Raw genomic sequence first — 15,615 nt, 5'->3', positions numbered from 1 at the left:
GCGCGCGACCGTGTCGCGCGCGCCTCCTGCTCGATCATGTCGCCGGCCGGCGCGGGCGCCGGGCCCTGCCCGGCGAACCGCGCCAACGCCCAGGCCGCGCCGGGGGTGTCGGCCAGCCCTGCCCGGGCCGTCAGGCCGAGCGCGCGGGCGTCCTCCATCGCCCGCTCCATCATCGCCGCCTCGCCGCCGAACAGGTGCGCGCAGCCCGTGATGTCGAGCATCAGGGCCGCCGGCGCCTCCGGCGCGACCCAGGGCGAGAACCGCCCGCCCCAGCGGGTCAGCGCGTCGAGGAAAGCGGCCTCCGCCGGCGCATCCTGCGGCCGCACGACAAGCTGGGGACACATGGCAAACGCATCCCGCAGCGCCTGGCCCTCGGCCAGACCGGCCGCCCGTGCCCCCGGCGAAACCGACGACAGGACCTGACGCGCCCCGTCCTCGGCCACCACGCCGAGACAGGCCTCTCCGGGCAGGCCCAGACGGCGCAGAACCCGTTCGGCCCCCAGGTGCGGAAACCACAGCGAAAGGATGCGGCGGCCAGGCATGAGACACAAATGTTCCTGAATTGTTCCGGCGATTTTCTAGTGCGCGCCGCCCGGCGAGTCGAGTCCGCGCCGGCCGCCGCCGTCGCCAACGGCTCACGGGGCGTCGCTGCGGCATTGAAAAGACCCGCGCTTTCGCCCAAGCTTTCCCCGGCATATCAGGGAGGACAGGAAAATGCGCACCAAGGCCGCAGTTGCACTCGAGGCCGGCAAGCCGCTCGAGATCATGGATGTGAACCTCGACGCGCCCAAGGAGGGCGAGGTCCTGGTCGAGGTGAAGGCCACCGGCCTGTGCCACACCGATGACTTCACGCTTTCGGGCGCCGATCCGGAGGGGCAGTTCCCGGCGATCCTCGGCCACGAGGGGGCGGGCGTCGTCGTCGAGGTCGGCCCCGGCGTGAAATCGCTCAAGCCCGGAGATCACGTGATCCCGCTTTACACGCCCGAGTGCCGCGAGTGCGAGTACTGCCTCAATCCCAAGACCAACCTGTGCCAGGCGATCCGCGGCACCCAGGGCCAGGGCGTGATGCCCGACGGCACGTCGCGGTTCTCCATGACCGACGGCACGCCGCTGCTGCACTACATGGGTTGCTCGACCTTTGCCAACCACACCGTCCTGCCCGAGATCGCGCTGGCCAAGATCCGGTCCGACGCGCCCTTCGACAAGGTCTGCTACATCGGCTGCGGCGTGACCACCGGCATCGGCGCGGTCGTCAACACCGCCAAGGTCGAGATCGGCGCGACGGCCATCGTCTTCGGATTGGGCGGCATCGGCCTGAACGTCATCCAGGGGCTCAGACTCGCCGGCGCAGACCGGATCGTGGGCGTGGACATCAACCCCGACAAGGCCGACATGGCGTGGAAGTTCGGCATGACCGATTTCGTCAACCCCTCGGAAGTCGAGGGCGCGCTCGCGCCCTACCTCGTGGAAATGACGGGGGGCGGCGGCGATTACACCTTCGACGCCACCGGCAACGTCGACGTGATGCGCACCGCGCTGGAATCGGCGCACAAGGGCTGGGGCGAGAGCGTCATCATCGGCGTGGCCCCCGCGGGCGCCGAGATCGCCACCCGGCCCTTCCAGCTGGTCACCGGCCGCGTCTGGAAGGGCACGGCCTTCGGCGGCGCATCCGGGCGCACCGACGTGCCCCGCATCGTCGACTGGTACATGGACGGCAAGATCGAGATCGACCCGATGATCACCCACACGCTCACGCTGGAGGAGATCAACAAGGGCTTCGACATGATGCACGCGGGCGAGTCGATCCGGTCGGTCGTGGTCTACTGATCGATCCGCCCGGGCGCGGCCTGCAGGTCTGCGGGCCATGCTCATTTGATCGAACACCGCCATGTGCGCAGGTGCAGGTTGCATCGCACCCGCACCCTGTTACGTCGCGGGACGACGCAAGACAGGAAAGGACGCGCAACCATGAGCGACACCGGTTATACCCCGCCCGAGGTCTGGACGTGGGAAGGCGAAAGCGGCGGCCAGTTCGCAAGCATCAACCGCCCCGTCGCGGGCCCCACCCACGCGCGCGAGTTGCCCGTTGGCGACCACCCCTTCCAGCTCTACTCGATGGGCACGCCCAACGGTGTCAAGGTCACCATGATGTTCGAGGAGCTGCTGGCCGCCGGCCACGCGGGGGCCGAGTACGATGCATGGCTCATCCGCATCGGCGACGGCGACCAGTTCTCGTCCGGCTTCGTCGAGATCAACCCGAACTCGAAGATCCCCGCGCTGGTGGACCATACCGGCGAGGCCCCCCTGCGCGTGTTCGAATCGGGCGCGATCCTGCTGCACCTGGCCGAGACGTTCGGCGCCTTCCTGCCCGCGGACCGCGCCGCGCGCACCGAGACGCTCAACTGGCTGTTCTGGCAGATGGGCAGCGCGCCCTACGTGGGCGGCGGCTTCGGCCATTTCTACGCCTACGCGCCGGAAAAGATCAAATACGCCATCGACCGCTTCACGATGGAAACCAAGCGCCAGCTCGACGTGCTCGACCGGCAGCTGGCCGAACGGCCGTGGATCGCCGGCGAAAGCTATACCATCGCGGACATGGCGATCTGGCCGTGGTACGGGCAACTGGTGCTGGGCCGGCTCTACGGCGCGGCGACCTTCCTTGACGCCGAGAGCTACGCCAACGTCCTGGCCTGGGCGAAAAAGATCGACGCGCGTCCCGCGGTACAACGCGGCCGCATGGTCAACCGCACCTTCGGCGACGAGTCGATGCAGCTGCACGAACGCCATTCGCCCGCGGATTTCGAGACCCGAACGCAGGACAGGATCGGCACCACCGGCTGAGCGGTCACGCCGGAGCCGGGGCTTTCGCCGGCCGCCGGGATCGGGCATGAAGGCGCAAAGGAGTCCGCCCATGCCCGACCGTCCCCCGCTTCTGGCCGTCCTGATCGATGCCGACAACACCTCGCCCAAGTGGACGAAGTCGATCTTCGAGGAGATCGCGGCCATGGGCGAGGCAAGCGTGCGCCGCGTCTACGGCGATTTCTCGTCCCAGCAGATGACCGGCTGGAACAAGGTGCAGGCGGAATTCGGACTGGTGCCGCATCACCAGCCGTCGAACACCGTGGGCAAGAACGCCAGCGACATCGCCCTGGTCATCGACGCGATGGACCTGATGCATTCGGGCCGTTTCGACGGCTTCGTTCTGGTATCCTCGGACAGCGATTTCACCCGGCTGGCCAGCCGGCTGCGCGAACAGGGGCTCGACGTCTACGGCATCGGGGCGCGCAAGACGCCCGAAGCCTTCCGGCAGGCCTGCAAGCGGTTCATCTACCTGGAAAACATCGGCGAGGCACCCGAGGAGAAACCGGGCACGGCCCGCACCAAGAACCTGCAGGAGGCCCGCGACCTGCTGTTCAAGGCGATGGATTCCATCGACCAGGAAAGCGACTGGTACGCGCTGGGCCGGCTGGGCCAGCAGATCACCGCCGCCAACCCCGATTTCGATACGCGCAGCTACGGCCACAAGAAGCTCAGCGACCTCGTGGCCGACATCAAGGTGCTCGAGACCCGCCGCGAGGGCAACCAGCTCATGGTCCGCCGCGTCGACTGACGGCCGCGCGGGCAAACCGGCTCGCCGACTTCATCTTGCCCCAAATACTCCGGGGTGAATTGGCGCACAGCGCCAAGAGGGGCAGCGCCCCTGCCGACGTGCGCCACCCGCGCCGAGGCCGGCTCAGTTCATCAGACCCGCATGGCGCATCGCGTCGTCGACCAGCGCCCGGGTCTCGTCGCTCAGCCCGGTCAGCGGCGAACGCACCTCCTCGCTGCAAAGGCCCAGCCGCGACATGGCGTATTTTACGCCCACCAGGCCCGGCTCCGCGAAGATCGCCCTGTGCAGCGGCATCAGCGTGTCCTGCAGGTCCAGCGCGCGGGCATAGTCGCCCTCCAGCGTGGCGGCCTGCACCTGCGCGACCCGGCCCGGCGCCACGTTCGCGGTGACCGAGATCACGCCCTGCCCGCCCTGGGCGTTGAAGCCGTGGGCGGTGGGGTCCTCGCCCGAGATCTGGATGAAATCCTTGCCGCAGGCGATGCGCTGGTCGCTGACGCGCGCCAGGTCGCCCGTGGCGTCCTTGACCCCGACGATTCGGGGCAGTTTCGCCAGCTCGCCCATCGTCTCCGGCGTCATGTCCACGGCCGAGCGCCCGGGGATGTTGTAGATCAGGATCGGCAGTTCGCAGCAGTCGTGCAGCGCCGTGAAATGGGCGATCATGCCCCGCTGGGTGGGCTTGTTGTAATACGGCGTGACCACCAGCGCCGCGTCCGCGCCGACCCGTGCCGCGTGCTGCATGAAACGAATCGATTCCAGCGTGTTGTTGCTGCCCGCGCCGGCGATCACCGGAATGCGCCCGGCCACGGCGCGCACCACGGCCTCGACGACCTTCTCGTGCTCGTCATGGCTCAGCGTGGGGCTTTCGCCGGTGGTGCCCACCGGCACCAGGCCGTTGCTGCCCTCGCCGATGTGCCATTCGACCAGTTTCTCGAGCGTATCGAAGTCCACCTCGCCGTTCCTGAACGGCGTCACGAGGGCCGGGAAGGATCCTTTGAACATGACACGCTCCTTTCGTTTTCGTCGGCCTCCGCCGCGTGCGCCCGCTGCAAGCGCGCGCGAATCTAGCGACGGCCCGCCGATCTGCCAACCACGGGCATGGACGCCCCGCGCGCGGGCGCATAACGTGACGTCGTCTATCCTTCGCCCAAGCGGGAAATGCAAGAGATGTTGCGCGTTCTTTGTCTCGCCGTGGCGCTGGTCCTGTCCGGTGCCGCTGCCCGCGCCGAAACCGGCGCGCCCGCGGCCCCCCGCCCCCTGTCGAGCGCGCTGCAGGCCGTGGATGCCGGCGACTGGAACACGGCCGCGAAACTCGCCGCGCGGGCCGGCCCGGCCGCGGGCGAGCTGATCGAATGGTACCGTCTGCGCGCGGGCCGCGGGACCCCGGCCGAAGTGCTCGACTTCCTGTCGCGCAACGGCGACTGGCCGGGGCTGGAATACCTGCGGCGCCGGAGCGAGGCGGCCTTCGCCAAGGCCACCATGCAGCAGGTCTTCGACTTCTTCGCCAACAACCCGCCGCAGACCGGCATCGGCGCGCTGACCCACGCGCGCGCCCTGACCGAGGCCGGGCGCAAGGGCGACGCGCAGGCCGAGGTCGTGCTGGCATGGCGCACGATGGACCTCAGCCCCGCCGAGCATACCGCCTTCGTGCAGATACACGGCGATCTGCTCGAACCGCATCACGCCGCGCGGCTCGAGATGACGCTGTGGCGCGGATTGCTCGACGCCGGCCAGATGATGCCGCTGGTCGACGCGGAAACGCGCAAGCGCGCCGAATTGTGGCAGATGCTTCGCAAGGATGCCAGCGGGGTTGCCGACCGGATCGAGGGGCTGACCGGGGCGCAGCGTCGCGATCCCGGTATAGCGCACGCCCTGTTCAACCGTTACATCCGGCGCAACGAGACCGACAAGGCGATCGCGGTCATCCGCCGGCAGAGCCGCGTGCGCGGCGGCCTGGGAGAGCCGCGTCGCTGGGCAGGGTGGCGGCGCGCGCTCGCACGGTCGCAGATGCGGGCGGGCAAGCCGGCGCTTGCCTATGAACTCGCCGCGTTCCACCAGCTGGCGCCCGGCGCGGCCTACGCCGATCTCGAATGGCTCGCGGGCTATATCGCCCTGCGCCACCTCGATCAGCCCGAAATCGCGCTCGACCATTTCCAGCGTTTCCGCCAGGCCGTGGAAACGCCGATCTCGCTGGGCCGGGCGGGGTACTGGATCGGCCGGGCACAGGAGGCGCTGGGCAATTCCGAGGCGGCGGCCATCGCCTACGGACGCGGGGCGCATTACCAGACCAGTTTCTACGGCCTTCTGGCCGCCGAACGCGCGGGCGCGCCCGCCGACCCGGATCTTGCCGGCGACGAGGCCTTCCCCGATTGGCGCGCCGCGGAGTTCACGAAAAGCAGCGTGTTCGAGGTGGGTGTGCTGGCGCTGGCCAACGGCCGCCTTAACCTCGCGGAACGCTTCCTGCTGCATCTGGCCGACGGGCTGGAGCGCGAGGCGCTGGGCCAGCTGGGCCGGATGCTCGACGAGTTGGGCCAACCCCACCTCCAAGTCATGCTGGGCAAGCGCGCGGCGCGGCGGGGCATCGTGCTGCACGGCCCCTACTACGCGCTTCACCCGATGCAGGAGATGGACCTGCCCGTGCCCATGGAACTGGCGCTGGCCATCGCGCGGCGCGAAAGCGAATTCGACTTCACCGTCGTCAGCGGCGCCGGCGCCCGGGGGCTGATGCAGCTCATGCCGGGCACGGCGCGGGACATGGCGCGCACCCTCGATGTCACCCACGAGGAAGGCAAGCTGCGCAGCGACTGGCGCTACAACGCCCGTCTGGGCGCGGCCTACCTCGCCGGGCTCGCCCGGCGCTTCGACGGCAACGCGGTGATGATCGCGGCCGGCTACAACGCGGGCCCGGGGCGGCCGCTTGACTGGATGGACCGCTACGGCGACCCGCGCGCGGGCGGTGTATTGGGCGGCGACATGGACGTGATCGACTGGATCGAGCACATCCCGTTCCGCGAGACCCGAAACTACGTCATGCGCGTGGCCGAAAGCCTGCCGGTCTACCGCGCGCGGCTGGGGCAGGCGCCCCACCCGGTGCCCTTTTCACAGGAATTGACGGGCGGCACCCTGCACGCGCCCGGGCGGACGCAATAACGGCGGCGCGGTCAGCGCTGGCCGGGAAGCGTCGCCTCGAAATCCGCCTGCAGCCTGCGCGCGTCCGCGTAGTCGGGTTGCTGTCCCGGCCCGTCGGTCTGGCCCAGCTCGGCCGACACCGTGCCGGAGATCGCAAGCCCCTCGCCGGACTTTTCCAGAGCGGTGATCTTCACCACCGGTTCACGGTCGTAGCTGCTGGCGTATCCCTTGAACATTCCCTCGGTGAGGTAACGGACCGAAACCTCGCGCCCGTCCAGTGGCGCCGTCGTGCCGGGCACGTTCATGTCGATCATCAGCGCGCCTTCGGTGTCCAGCATGCCCGCCCCCTCGGGCTGGCCGAACAACGTGACCGCATGGATCGCGCCCCAGTCCATGAACTCCGATTGCGATCCCTGCGGGTGCTGCAGGATCAGCCATTGCGTCTCCACGCCGTCGAGCGTGCCGGTGATGGTGCCCGCGACCTCCTGCGCCGCCGCGGGGGCGGACCACGCCACCAAAGCGCAGACCGCCCCCGCCAATGCCGTTCTCAACATCGCAACCTCCCCCCTGTCCCTCTCGGCCGTTGGAGAAAGGTAACACGGAACGGCAGCGCCCCGAAGGCACGTTTTCAGAACGCCCGGCGCCAGGCAAGGCGCAGGCGCCAGTCGCCCTTGCTCTGCACGCCGTTGAGATCCTGGTAGACGGGCACGCCCAGCTCCAGCCCCAGCTTGTGGCCCTTCAGCGCGCCGCGCCGTGCCGTCAGGTCCGCCCCGGCGAACACGATCACCTTGTCACCGCCGGAATTGCGCGGGTCAGCCCCGGTGGCGGCGCCGACGATATTGGGGTCGATGCCGTCGATCGCGCCCATGGTGCGCGCCTCGACCCCGCCCGACAGGCTGATCCACGGCGCCGCGCGCCAGCTTGCCCAGGCGACCGCGGTCGCGCCGTCGCCCAGCGCATAGCCCTCGTCGTTGGTGCCCAGACGCACCACGCCCCCGAGTTGCGCCCCCCAGTTCCACGCACCGCGGCCACGCTGCAAGGTGATCGCCGGGCGAAGGTCGACCGTACCGGACCCGAGCTGCATGCCGTATCCAAGGCGTTTCACCGGCCGCGTGCCCATCGGCGAAAGCACCCGGTCGGTTTCGGTGATCGAACCCGTCGGCAGGCTCAGCCCGAGCCGCGCCACGGACGCGTTGCGGCCCTTGCCCGCCAGCCCGAACAGCGCGCCCAGCTTGATGTCGCCCAGCCCGCGGCTGTGCGTGGTGAAATCGCCCAGCACGGTCGTGCCCACCGGGCCGGCATAACTGCGCATGGTCATCGATTTCTCGACATAGGGCAGCATCGCCATCAGCGTCAGCCGGTCGGCCACGCCGTACATCGCGCCCAGCATGTGCATGTCCTTGGTCATCTCGCGCGGGGCCACGCGCAGCGTGGGTGGCTGGCCGGGACGGCCGAAGAACCGGTTGGGCAACGCGGTGACGATGTAATCGGGGCTGACGTCCGTGGTGCCCATGCGGCTGCCCGACATGGACATGCCGCCGTAACGATAGCTCAGCATCAGTTTGCCCTGCGGCGGTGTGTGCCGGCCGGTGACGCCGATGGGTCCGTGCATGTGGCCGTGGGCCATCTTGCCGCCCGCGGGCTTCGCCATCGCGGTGTCCTGGGCCGCCGCGGCACCTGCCGCCAGCCCCGCGCCCAGAACGAGGGCCGGAATAAGTTGAAGTTTCATGTATGCGTCCTTTCCGTGCGGGGCGACCGGCCGAACCCGGCACACCCCGTGTGTCCTGATTGTCATTTCGCTGGAAAATCAGGTGGAAAGGGGTGGCGCGCGCGGGGCGTGGGCCACGACCCGCCGCGGTGCCGGCACGATCCGAGCGGGCAGGACGACAGGTATGCCCGAGGCGGCGAAGACGGGCCTTGCGGGGTCCGGTCCGGCGCCCGTCAGCGCAGCGGTGGTACCGAAGAAGGGACAGGGATCGGCCGCCGGACCGTTCGACACCGGCTGCCCCGTGTCGAGCGAGACATAGACGATCTCGCCACCCGAGCAGATCGCCATCAGCCCCGGCGCGGGCGCCGCCATCACGAACGGAACGGCGATCACCCGCAGCGCGAGCACGAGGCCCAGCAGCAAAGCCAGCGCGCCGCGCCGCCCTGCATGCCCGGTGCCCGCCGGGGTAAGTCCCGTTCTCATGCGTCCCTCGTTGCGCGGTGCGCTCGCCGCGGGCGGTGCCCGTCGTTGTCGTTGGACGACAAGGAACAGCGAAGCCACGCATCCGACCAGCCGCCAAAACGTCGCAGGTCGCGCGCGCCTCAGGCCGCCGCGCGGCGCTGGCGCCAGATGGTGAACAGCCCCGCCCCCACGATCAGCGCCGTCCCCAGCGCCACGTTCAGGCGCAACGTCTCGCCGAAGACCATCATGCCGATGGCGCTGCCGAAGACGAGTTGCAGGAAGGCGAAGGGCTGGACCGAGCTGGCCTCGGCCACCTCGTAGCACTTGATGAGCGTGTAGTGCCCCAGCGCCCCGGTAAGGCACAGCAGCCCCATCCAGCCCCAGTCGGGGGTGGTCATCGGCTCCCAGAACCACGCGCCGACGGCCGTCATCGCCACCGCGCCCACGGTCCCCGTCCAGAAGAAACTGGTCGCCGCCGTGTCCAGTCGCGCGACATAGCGCGTGAGCAGCCCGTAAAGCGCGAACATGAAGGCCGCGGCCAAGGGCACCACCGCCTGCGGCCGGAACACGCCGAACCCCGGCTCGAGTATGATGACAACCCCGACGAAACCCACCCCGATCGCCGCCCAGCGCCGCCAGCCCACGCGCTCGCCCAGCACCGGCCCCGACAGCGCGGCGATGAGCAGCGGGTAACAGGCAAAGACCGCGTGGCTTTCCACCAGCCCAAGCAGCGTGAAGCCCAGAACCATCACGCAGATCTCGGCCACCAGAAGCACCGCCCGGAAGCCCTGCACCAACGGCTGGTCCGTCGCCGCGGCCGCGCGCAGCCCGCCGGCCTGCCGCGCCGCGAGGGTCATCACGAAGGCCGCGAAGAACCAGTAGCGGATCATGATGACCATGAAGACGTTGTATTCGCCCGCCAGGTGACGCGACAGCCCGTCCTGCGACGCGAAGATGAAGGTGGTGGCCACCATCAGCAGGATACCCAGGCGCGTGTTCTGTTCGGTCATGCCGCGCGCTCCAGCCGGGCCGTCGTCATGTGGCGTTTCCGCCCGAAGCCCGGCGCCCGGGTCACCGCGAAACCCGCCTCGGCCAGTCCCCTGCGCACGGCGCCCGCCGCGGTGTAGGTCGCCGCCGTACCGTCCGGCACCGTATGGCGCGCCACCTGCACCAGCAGCGCGGGCTCCCACAGTTCGGGGTTCCGGGCGGGCGCGAAACCGTCGAGGAACCAGGCGTCGGCCCGCCCTTCCCAGGCTGGCAAGGTGGCCCGCGCGTCGCCCTCGACCAGCGTGAATGCCACGTCGTCAAGCGCGATCTCGCACGCGCCCATCCCGCAGTGCGGCGCGAGCTCGGCAGCAACATCCGCCAGGTCAGGGAAGGCCGCCAGCGCCCGGCGCATCTCGTCGACGCCCAGCGGGTGCATCTCGAAGGCGGTATAGTGCAACGTGCCCCCCGGGCCCGCGCGCCGCCACAGGTCCAGCGCGGCCAGCATGTTCAGTCCGGTGCCGAAGCCCAGTTCGGCGATGTGAAACCCGGCCCGGAACCGCCCGGGCAGCCCGTTGCCCGACAGGAAGACGTGGCGCGCCTCCGCCAGCCCGTCCTCGAGGCTGTAGTAGGGGTCGTCGAAACGGCGCGACACGGGGACACCGCCCGCGCGCCACTCGATCTCCGCCGCCTGCTGGTCGTGCATCGCGCCTTCCTGTAGGGACCGGTTCCGGAATGCCGGCGACCATGACGGGGAGGCGCGGAATTGGCAATGGCGGATGTCACGGTGATGGGCGCGGGGGTCTTCGGGCTGTCGGTGGCCTTCGCCTGCGCGCGCCGCGGCGCGCGCGTCGCGGTGATCGAACGCACGGGCATCGCCGCGGGCTGCAGCGGCGGCGTGGTCGGCATGCTCGCCCCGCACGCCCCCGAGAAATGGAACGCCCTCAAGGCGTTCCAGCTCGACAGCCTGCTCGCGGCGCGAGACCTCTGGACGACGGCCGCAGAGCTTTCGGGTATCGACCCGGGCCATGCCAGGGTCGGCCGGCTGCAGCCGATACGCGACGCGCGCGGCTTGGAACTGGCCCGCGCCCGCGCCGCTGCGGCGCGGGAGCTATGGCCGGACCATGTCACCTGGGAGGTCATCGAGGCGCCCGCTGGTGCCTGGACGCCGGCCAGCCCCACCGGCCTGCTGATCCGCGACACGCTGAGCGCGCGCGTGAACCCGCGCGCGGCCTGCCAGGCGCTCGCCGGCGCCATCCGGGCCTCGGGCGGCACGATCACGGCTGGTGACACGCCGCCGGACGGCGCCCGCCCGGTGGTCTGGGCGACCGGCGTCGCCGGCCTGCGCGACCTGTCGGCCGCGACCGACCGCGCGGCCGGCAACGGGGTGAAAGGGCAGGCCGCCCTGCTGGGGCTGAACGCGGCGGGCCAGCCGCAGATCGCCGCCGACGGCGTGCTGATCGTGCCGCACGCCGATGGCACGGTCGCGGTCGGCTCCACCTCGGAGCGTGACTACACCGCGCCGGACACCACCGACCAGCAGCTCGACGCCTTGCTTCTGCGCGCGGGCCAGGTGCTTCCCGTGCTCGCGGCGGCGCCGGTCATCGAACGCTGGGCCGGGCTGCGCCCGCGCGCGAAAAGCCGCGCGCCGATGCTCGGCCCCTGGCCCGGGCGCCCCGGTCACTACATCGCCAACGGCGGCTTCAAGATCGGCTTCGGCATGGCGCCCGTTGCGGGCGAGGTCATGGCCGACCTTCTGCTCGACGGCATCGACCGGATCCCCGAAAGTTTCCACCCGGAGGCCTCGCTTTAGACGGGCGAACGGCCGGAATACCCGACAGGGCGGTCCCTGACATTCATCTTGCCCCAAATACTCCGGGGAGCGTGAGGGGCAGCGCCCCTCACCGGAACGAAAAAGAGCGCGGCGCAGCCGCACGTTTCAGCGGGCGCTGGCCTGAAGGCACTGGCGGCCGTCGGGGGCGCGCACCCATGCGGCGCCGTCGTCCCAGCACAGTTCGGCCGTCTCGCCCGCGATCAGCGGCGCGGTCGCGCGAAACTCGAAGGCCGCAAGCGCGCCGAGTTGCCGTTCGGCCAGCAGCATCAGCAACTGCGCCAGAAGCGGACCGTGCACCACCAGCCCGGCATATCCCTCGACCTGCCGGGCGTAGTCGGCATCGTAGTGGATGCGGTGGCCGTTGAAGGTCAGCGCGGAATAGCGGAACAGCAACGTTGCGTCGAAATCCGCCGTCTCCCACAGCGCCTCGTCACGCCGGGCCTGCGGCGGGGTCGGCGCGGGGGCATCCGGGTCGGGCTCCGGGCGGTACACGAGATCCTGCCACTCGGTCACGCACAACCGGCCCGCCTGCCGGATCTCGTGGCGCAGCGTCACGAAACCCAGCGGGCCGCTGCGGCCTTCCTTGAACGCGGTGCTTTCGGCGACCGAGCGGCGTGCGGCGGCTGTCCCCGCCACCAGGGGCCCGTGGAAGGTCAGCCGGCCACCCGCCCACATGCGCCGCGGCAGCCCCATGTCGGGGATCACCCCGCCCACCTTCGGGTGCCCGTCGCGGCCCAGTGCCACGGGCGGCTGCGGATCCCAGAAATACAGCTGGTGGAAGAACGGCGGCAGCGGCGTCCCGGTGTCCACCGTCGGACGCCGCCCCAGCGCCGCCTGAAGCGCGCGGGCGCGCGCGGGATCCATCGCGGCGTCAACGATTTGCATCTCGTCGGTCATGGCGAGAGAGTATGAATCGCGATCAGCAGGGACAAGACGCATGCCGCCAACCGTTGCCACGCTCGACCACCTGGTGCTCACGATCGCCGACATCGCCGCGACCTGCGCGTTCTACCGCGACGTTCTCGGCATGCGCCCCGAACGCTTCACCGGCGCGGACGGCGCCGCGCGTTGGGCGCTGGTATTCGGCGACCAGAAGATCAACCTGCACGCGGCCGGCCACGAGATCGCGCCACATGCAGCGCGGCCCGCGCCCGGCTCGGCCGACCTGTGTTTCCTGACGCAAGCGCCGATTTCGGACTGGCTGGCCCATCTGGGAAACAGCGACGTGACTGTGGAACTCGGCCCGGTGCCGCGCACGGGCGCCACGGGTCCGATCACCTCTCTCTACATCCGTGACCCGGACGGCAATCTGCTCGAGATCGCCGCACCGGGGTGATGCGCGCCTCAGCCGGTGGCGGCCTTGCGCAAGGTGCGCATCCGCCCTTCAAGCACCTTGCGGTAACGATCGTTCTTCAGGTTCCCGTCCGCGTCGAACTCGTCACCTGCATGCGCCACGCAAAGCATCGGGCCATCCAGCACGTCGGGCTGCAGCGGGATCAGGCAGCTGCGCAGCATGAACTGGCCGGTTTCCCCGCCCGTGCGCCCCGCGTTGGCGGACATGACGACCGTCGGCGTCTTCTTGAACACCGGCCCCTCGACCCGGCTGAGCCAGTCCAGCGCGTTCTTCATCACGCCGGAAATGCCCTTGTTGTACTCGGGCGAGGAGATCACCAGCGCATCGGCCTCGCGGATCTGGCCGGCCAGGCGTTCGACCGCCTCGGGCACGCCCTCGGCGTCCTCGAGATCCCCGTCGTAAAGCGGGAAGCGGATGTCGGCCTCGGTCACCTGAGCGGGGCCGAAGGCGGCGACCGCCTCGCGCAGCAGCATCCGGTTGTAGGAGCCCGCGCGCAACGATCCCGAGATGGTGACTAACTTGGGGTCTTCCATGAAGGGTGCCTCCTGTTCCGTATCTTCACTTGCCTTGCGCCGATATGGCGCGCGCGTGCGCCACGGGCAAGCGGCGCGGTTGCACACGGGCTGTGCAGGGTTCCGCCGCCGTCATTCCCCGTCCTCCAGCGGCTCGATCAGCTCCGGGCCTTGCGCGCGGTTGGAGTTGACGGCCCGGCTGACCCGGTGGGCCGTCACCGCGCCCTCGGGCGCGGGATGCATGAGCCGCGCGGCGCCCCGCCCCTCTTCGCCCAGCCAGAAGCCCCAGTGCTCGGGCGCGACGATCACCGGCATGCGGTGGTGGATGTGGGCCACGTCCGGGCTGGATTCGGTGGTGACGATGGCGCAGCTGGCGATGCGCTGGTCGCCGCGCTCCCAGACCTGCCATACGCCGGCGAACACCAGGGGCGCGCCGTCGGCGGCACGCACGAACCACGGCAGCTTGGTTCCGTCGGCGCCCCTGGACCATTCGTAGAACCCCGCCGCCGGGATCAGGCAGCGGCGGTTTCGGCAGGCACTGCGGAAGGCCGGTTTCTCGGCGATGGTCTCGGCGCGGGCGTTGATGAGCAGCGGGCCGTCGTCGGGCGTGTCGTACCAGTGCGGCACGAACCCCCAGCGCATGGCGCCGAGATGGCGGCCGCCCTCGCCCAGCGACACCGCGTGGACCGGCATTGTCGGGCACACGTTGTAGTTGGGCACCGGCGGCAGGTCGTTGGCGGGCCGCGCCGCGAAAAGCCGCGCCATCGCGTCGTCGGGCAGGGTGACGGCGAAACGCCCGCACATCGGCCTACGCCTGCGCCAGCAACGCGGAGTAGCGCAGCAGCCCCCAGCCGGTCAGTTCCGCCTCGACCCGCGCCCAGGTGGCGCCCATGCCGATCGGATCGGCGCCCGCGGCGCCGGCGATCTGCGACAGGCTGCGCCGCCCGTCGATCGCGCCGATCAGCGGCGCCGCCTGTTTCGGCAGCTCCAGCCGCCCAGAGACGCCGGCGAAATTCACCGGCGGCGCCTGTCCCTGCCCCACGGCGCGCGCCAGCCCGCGGGCCTCCACGCCCACCAGGTGCGGCACCAGCGCCCGGTTGCGCCCCGTGGCGGGGGCCCGCGCCTCGTCGGCGGGAACGGCATAGCCCACGTGCGTCTTGATCGTGCCGCGCAGCTTCTCGGCCACCGCCATGGCCCGGTCCGGCGACATGCCCGCGGGCACCTCCACCAGTCGCGCGAGATCGTAGAGCACCGGCATGGTGAAACCCGACAGCGCCCATCCCGTCGCGCCCAGCGTGTCCAGAAGCGTGCCCACGTCGAAGGGCGTGTCCTGCGAGTGCAAAAGCAGGTCGAAGAAACCCGCGTCGCTCGACATGTGATCGCCCAGGTTGGGGTTGCAGCGGAACGGGTGGCCCTCGGGCACCTTGTCCATCGCGGCGCGCGCCGCGGCGAGCTTCTCGGGCGCGGAAAGATCGCCGTAGAGCGCCTCGAAGGCTTCCTGAAGCGGATAGACCCCGGCACGGCCGTGGGGCGCGTAGACCATGAACCCCAGCCCGCCGCCGGGCGCGAGCGCATCGCGCAGGGCCCGGAAGCCGGCGGCGGGGTCCGGCAGGTGGTGCAGCACGCCACAGCAGTCGATATAGTCGAACCGGCCCAGCCCGGGCGCGTCCAGCAGGCTGCCGGTGACGAAGGAGATGCCCGTCAGCCCCCGCGCGGCCGCGCGGGCCTCGGCGACTTCACGCGCGGCGCGCGACAGGTCGATATAGGTGATCTCGCACGGCCGCCCGGCGCTGGCCATGAGCTGGGCGAGCTGGATCAGCCCGTCGCCGGTGCCGCCACCGGCCACCAGCGCGTGCAGGGGCTGCGACCAGTCGCGCTGCCCGCCGAACAGGAAATGGTCGATCTCCAGCGGGTGCGAGGGCGAGCCCGTGATCAGCCGGTCCTTTTCCTCGGCCGGGTCGCGCTCGGGATAGGGATAGGCCTCGTATTGGTCCTCGACGGAAACCATTCGCATCTTCTCATCAT

At 70.3% G+C, this 15,615-nt stretch carries 17 protein-coding genes; 6 read left to right on the top strand and 11 right to left on the bottom strand.

Going from position 1 to position 15,615, the window contains the following annotated elements; genetic code table 11:
- Nucleotides 1-542 (bottom strand): Y-family DNA polymerase (locus tag CEF10_RS15040; RefSeq protein ID WP_198586214.1); only part of this gene is annotated, 542 nt, incomplete at its 3' end.
- 172 nt (nt 543-714) lie between these two features.
- Here CEF10_RS15040 and CEF10_RS15035 point away from each other — a divergent pair.
- The 3 genes from CEF10_RS15035 to CEF10_RS15025 all read left to right on the top strand — a co-directional run bounded on the left by CEF10_RS15035 (nt 715) and on the right by CEF10_RS15025 (nt 3,610).
- A complete protein-coding gene (locus CEF10_RS15035) occupies nt 715-1,827 on the top strand; it encodes an S-(hydroxymethyl)glutathione dehydrogenase/class III alcohol dehydrogenase (protein WP_101068998.1) in 1,113 nt (370 codons plus the stop codon).
- A 141-nt stretch (nt 1,828-1,968) separates the two neighbouring features.
- On the top strand, nt 1,969-2,841 hold the full coding sequence (gene yghU, locus CEF10_RS15030) for a glutathione-dependent disulfide-bond oxidoreductase (protein WP_101068997.1): 873 nt from the start codon (nt 1,969-1,971) through the stop codon (nt 2,839-2,841).
- 70 nt (nt 2,842-2,911) lie between these two features.
- Nucleotides 2,912-3,610, top strand: a complete 699-nt coding sequence (locus tag CEF10_RS15025) for an NYN domain-containing protein (RefSeq protein ID WP_101068996.1) — start codon at nt 2,912-2,914, stop codon at nt 3,608-3,610.
- A gap of 123 nt (nt 3,611-3,733) precedes the next feature.
- Here CEF10_RS15025 and dapA read toward each other — a convergent pair whose 3' ends face one another.
- Entirely contained in the window at nt 3,734-4,609 is an 876-nt protein-coding gene (gene dapA / locus CEF10_RS15020) for a 4-hydroxy-tetrahydrodipicolinate synthase (RefSeq protein WP_101068995.1), read from the bottom strand.
- 165 nt (nt 4,610-4,774) lie between these two features.
- Here dapA and CEF10_RS15015 point away from each other — a divergent pair, with 165 nt between their 5' ends.
- Nucleotides 4,775-6,757, top strand: coding sequence for a lytic transglycosylase domain-containing protein (locus tag CEF10_RS15015; protein ID WP_198586213.1), 1,983 nt, complete (start codon nt 4,775-4,777; stop codon nt 6,755-6,757).
- Nucleotides 6,758-6,768: 11 nt separating this feature from the next.
- On the opposite strand, the gene CEF10_RS15010 is transcribed toward CEF10_RS15015, so the two are convergent.
- The 5 genes from CEF10_RS15010 to mnmD form a co-directional block, all read right to left on the bottom strand.
- The gene (locus tag CEF10_RS15010) at nt 6,769-7,290 is read right to left on the bottom strand and encodes a hypothetical protein (RefSeq protein ID WP_157933044.1); all 522 of its coding nucleotides are present in this window, start codon (nt 7,288-7,290) and stop codon (nt 6,769-6,771) included.
- Nucleotides 7,291-7,364: 74 nt separating this feature from the next.
- A complete protein-coding gene (locus CEF10_RS15005) occupies nt 7,365-8,465 on the bottom strand; it encodes a transporter family protein (protein ID WP_101068992.1) in 1,101 nt (366 codons plus the stop codon).
- Between the two features lie 78 nt (nt 8,466-8,543).
- Nucleotides 8,544-8,927, bottom strand: a complete 384-nt coding sequence (locus CEF10_RS15000) for a hypothetical protein (protein ID WP_157933043.1) — start codon at nt 8,925-8,927, stop codon at nt 8,544-8,546.
- A 119-nt stretch (nt 8,928-9,046) separates the two neighbouring features.
- Nucleotides 9,047-9,916 (bottom strand): DMT family transporter, encoded by an 870-nt coding sequence (locus tag CEF10_RS14995; protein ID WP_101068990.1) that lies wholly within the window; start codon nt 9,914-9,916, stop codon nt 9,047-9,049.
- A complete protein-coding gene (mnmD, locus tag CEF10_RS14990; protein WP_101068989.1) occupies nt 9,913-10,596 on the bottom strand; it encodes a tRNA (5-methylaminomethyl-2-thiouridine)(34)-methyltransferase MnmD in 684 nt (227 codons plus the stop codon). Before mnmD ends, CEF10_RS14995 begins: the two co-directional genes overlap by 4 nt.
- A gap of 66 nt (nt 10,597-10,662) precedes the next feature.
- Between mnmD and CEF10_RS14985 the strand changes: the two genes are divergently transcribed.
- Nucleotides 10,663-11,703: an NAD(P)/FAD-dependent oxidoreductase gene (locus CEF10_RS14985; RefSeq protein ID WP_101068988.1), complete on the top strand. Its 1,041-nt coding sequence runs from the start codon at nt 10,663-10,665 to the stop codon at nt 11,701-11,703.
- A 126-nt stretch (nt 11,704-11,829) separates the two neighbouring features.
- Here CEF10_RS14985 and CEF10_RS14980 read toward each other — a convergent pair whose 3' ends face one another.
- Entirely contained in the window at nt 11,830-12,609 is a 780-nt protein-coding gene (locus tag CEF10_RS14980; protein ID WP_232796530.1) for an FAS1-like dehydratase domain-containing protein, read from the bottom strand.
- 52 nt (nt 12,610-12,661) lie between these two features.
- Between CEF10_RS14980 and CEF10_RS14975 the strand changes: the two genes are divergently transcribed.
- On the top strand, nt 12,662-13,060 hold the full coding sequence (locus CEF10_RS14975) for a VOC family protein (protein WP_101068986.1): 399 nt from the start codon (nt 12,662-12,664) through the stop codon (nt 13,058-13,060).
- An 8-nt stretch (nt 13,061-13,068) separates the two neighbouring features.
- On the opposite strand, the gene CEF10_RS14970 is transcribed toward CEF10_RS14975, so the two are convergent.
- The 3 genes from CEF10_RS14970 to CEF10_RS14960 all read right to left on the bottom strand — a co-directional run bounded on the left by CEF10_RS14970 (nt 13,069) and on the right by CEF10_RS14960 (nt 15,598).
- Nucleotides 13,069-13,611, bottom strand: coding sequence for an NADPH-dependent FMN reductase (locus CEF10_RS14970; protein WP_101068985.1), 543 nt, complete (start codon nt 13,609-13,611; stop codon nt 13,069-13,071).
- A 111-nt stretch (nt 13,612-13,722) separates the two neighbouring features.
- Complete coding sequence (locus tag CEF10_RS14965) at nt 13,723-14,394, bottom strand: SOS response-associated peptidase (protein ID WP_101068984.1); 672 nt, start codon at nt 14,392-14,394, stop codon at nt 13,723-13,725.
- Between the two features lie 4 nt (nt 14,395-14,398).
- On the bottom strand, nt 14,399-15,598 hold the full coding sequence (locus tag CEF10_RS14960; protein WP_101068983.1) for a class I SAM-dependent methyltransferase: 1,200 nt from the start codon (nt 15,596-15,598) through the stop codon (nt 14,399-14,401).
- Nucleotides 15,599-15,615: the final 17 nt, after the last annotated feature.

The sequence above is a fragment of the Roseovarius salinarum genome (genome assembly GCF_002834145.1).
GTDB classification, from domain to species: Bacteria; Pseudomonadota; Alphaproteobacteria; order Rhodobacterales; family Rhodobacteraceae; genus Roseovarius; species Roseovarius salinarum.
Note: the sequence above shows the minus strand (reverse complement) of the source record. Positions and strands in the feature narration are given on the sequence as shown.

Excerpts from the sequence above, each read along its gene's own strand:
- CEF10_RS14960 (WP_101068983.1), bottom strand. The coding sequence starts at position 15,598 with ATGGTTTCCGTCGAGGACCAATACGAGGCCTATCCCTATCCCGAGCGC.
- CEF10_RS14980 (WP_232796530.1), bottom strand. The coding sequence starts at position 12,609 with ATGCAAATCGTTGACGCCGCGATGGATCCCGCGCGCGCCCGCGCGCTT.
- dapA (WP_101068995.1), bottom strand. The coding sequence starts at position 4,609 with ATGTTCAAAGGATCCTTCCCGGCCCTCGTGACGCCGTTCAGGAACGGC.
- CEF10_RS15035 (WP_101068998.1), top strand. The coding sequence starts at position 715 with ATGCGCACCAAGGCCGCAGTTGCACTCGAGGCCGGCAAGCCGCTCGAG.
- CEF10_RS15000 (WP_157933043.1), bottom strand. The coding sequence starts at position 8,927 with ATGAGAACGGGACTTACCCCGGCGGGCACCGGGCATGCAGGGCGGCGC.
- CEF10_RS15025 (WP_101068996.1), top strand. The coding sequence starts at position 2,912 with ATGCCCGACCGTCCCCCGCTTCTGGCCGTCCTGATCGATGCCGACAAC.
- CEF10_RS15005 (WP_101068992.1), bottom strand. The coding sequence starts at position 8,465 with ATGAAACTTCAACTTATTCCGGCCCTCGTTCTGGGCGCGGGGCTGGCG.
- mnmD (WP_101068989.1), bottom strand. The coding sequence starts at position 10,596 with ATGCACGACCAGCAGGCGGCGGAGATCGAGTGGCGCGCGGGCGGTGTC.
- CEF10_RS14965 (WP_101068984.1), bottom strand. The coding sequence starts at position 14,394 with ATGTGCGGGCGTTTCGCCGTCACCCTGCCCGACGACGCGATGGCGCGG.
- CEF10_RS14970 (WP_101068985.1), bottom strand. The coding sequence starts at position 13,611 with ATGGAAGACCCCAAGTTAGTCACCATCTCGGGATCGTTGCGCGCGGGC.
- yghU (WP_101068997.1), top strand. The coding sequence starts at position 1,969 with ATGAGCGACACCGGTTATACCCCGCCCGAGGTCTGGACGTGGGAAGGC.
- CEF10_RS15010 (WP_157933044.1), bottom strand. The coding sequence starts at position 7,290 with ATGTTGAGAACGGCATTGGCGGGGGCGGTCTGCGCTTTGGTGGCGTGG.
- CEF10_RS14985 (WP_101068988.1), top strand. The coding sequence starts at position 10,663 with ATGGCGGATGTCACGGTGATGGGCGCGGGGGTCTTCGGGCTGTCGGTG.
- CEF10_RS15015 (WP_198586213.1), top strand. The coding sequence starts at position 4,775 with ATGTTGCGCGTTCTTTGTCTCGCCGTGGCGCTGGTCCTGTCCGGTGCC.
- CEF10_RS14995 (WP_101068990.1), bottom strand. The coding sequence starts at position 9,916 with ATGACCGAACAGAACACGCGCCTGGGTATCCTGCTGATGGTGGCCACC.
- CEF10_RS14975 (WP_101068986.1), top strand. The coding sequence starts at position 12,662 with ATGCCGCCAACCGTTGCCACGCTCGACCACCTGGTGCTCACGATCGCC.